The sequence below is a fragment of the Caballeronia sp. LZ003 genome, assembly GCF_031451465.1.
Taxonomy (GTDB): Bacteria; Pseudomonadota; Gammaproteobacteria; order Burkholderiales; family Burkholderiaceae; genus Caballeronia.
In genome coordinates, this window is the sequence record NZ_JARUXJ010000086.1 from 1 (window position 1) to 866 (window position 866).

The following is an 866-nucleotide window of genomic DNA, read 5'->3' on the forward strand; positions in this document are numbered from 1 at the left end:
CGAATATGGAAACCAATCAAATCGATAACGAACCGAAGGCCGATGCGAACACGCACACGCTCGACACGCCATTGGTGCGCGGCGAGCAGACCATCACCACTGTCACGCTTCGAAAACCCAAGTCGGGCGAGTTGCGCGGCGTGTCGCTGTCCGACCTCGTGAATCTTGATGTCGCAGCGCTCTCGAAGGTGCTGCCGCGTATCAGCACGCCTACGCTCACCGAGCACGACGTCGCCAACATCGATCCCGCTGATCTGGTCGAGTTAGGAGGCATCTTTGCTGGTTTTTTGATGTCGAAGGCCGTGAAATCGAAACTGGAATCCCTGAAAGGGTAGAAGATGCGATGGCCGACATCGCCGTGGTCTTTGGCTGGACGCCTGCGGTAATGGATGACTTTGGTCTAGTGGAGCTGATGGCGTGGCGCGAGCGGGCGCGGCAACGTAGCGGGAGCGAATAGCGATGGACAACGCATTGAAACTTCGGGTCATGTTCGACATGGTGGACAAGATCACCAAGCCCTTGAAGACCATGCTCGCAGGCAACAAAGCGCTCGCCTCATCGCTCAAAGAAACGCGTGCGCAGTTAACCCAATTGAGCAACACGCAGAAGAACATCGCCGCGTTTCGCGAGCTTTCCGGTAGCGTTGCCAAGACGACGGCTGAAATGAAGTCCGCTCACGCCACCGTGGGAGAACTCACACGCGCGCTGCATGCATCGGGGCCGCCGTCGAAAGCCATGATTGCTGATTTCGAGCGGGCCAAGCAGGCCGCCGTGACGCTCACCGCCAAGCATAGTCAGCAGGTCGCGAAGTTGGGCGAGTTGCGAACGAAGCTATCGGACGCGGGTGTCGCGACATCGAGCCTGGC

At 58.7% G+C, this 866-nt stretch carries 2 protein-coding genes and 1 pseudogene; all 3 read left to right on the forward strand.

Annotated features, from left to right (window positions below):
• Nucleotides 1–5: 5 nt before the first annotated feature.
• On the forward strand, nt 6–335 hold the full coding sequence (locus tag QCE79_RS33085) for a phage tail assembly protein (protein ID WP_250481384.1): 330 nt from the start codon (nt 6–8) through the stop codon (nt 333–335).
• 8 nt (nt 336–343) lie between these two features.
• Nucleotides 344–457: a GpE family phage tail protein gene (locus QCE79_RS33090; protein ID WP_309851674.1), complete on the forward strand. Its 114-nt coding sequence runs from the start codon at nt 344–346 to the stop codon at nt 455–457.
• Nucleotides 458–459: 2 nt separating this feature from the next.
• Nucleotides 460–866, forward strand: a pseudogene (locus QCE79_RS33095) (hypothetical protein); the annotation flags it as partial.

Coding starts and splice junctions, on each gene's coding strand:
- QCE79_RS33085 (WP_250481384.1), top strand. CDS start 6: ATGGAAACCAATCAAATCGATAACGAACCGAAGGCCGATGCGAACACG.
- QCE79_RS33090 (WP_309851674.1), top strand. CDS start 344: ATGGCCGACATCGCCGTGGTCTTTGGCTGGACGCCTGCGGTAATGGAT.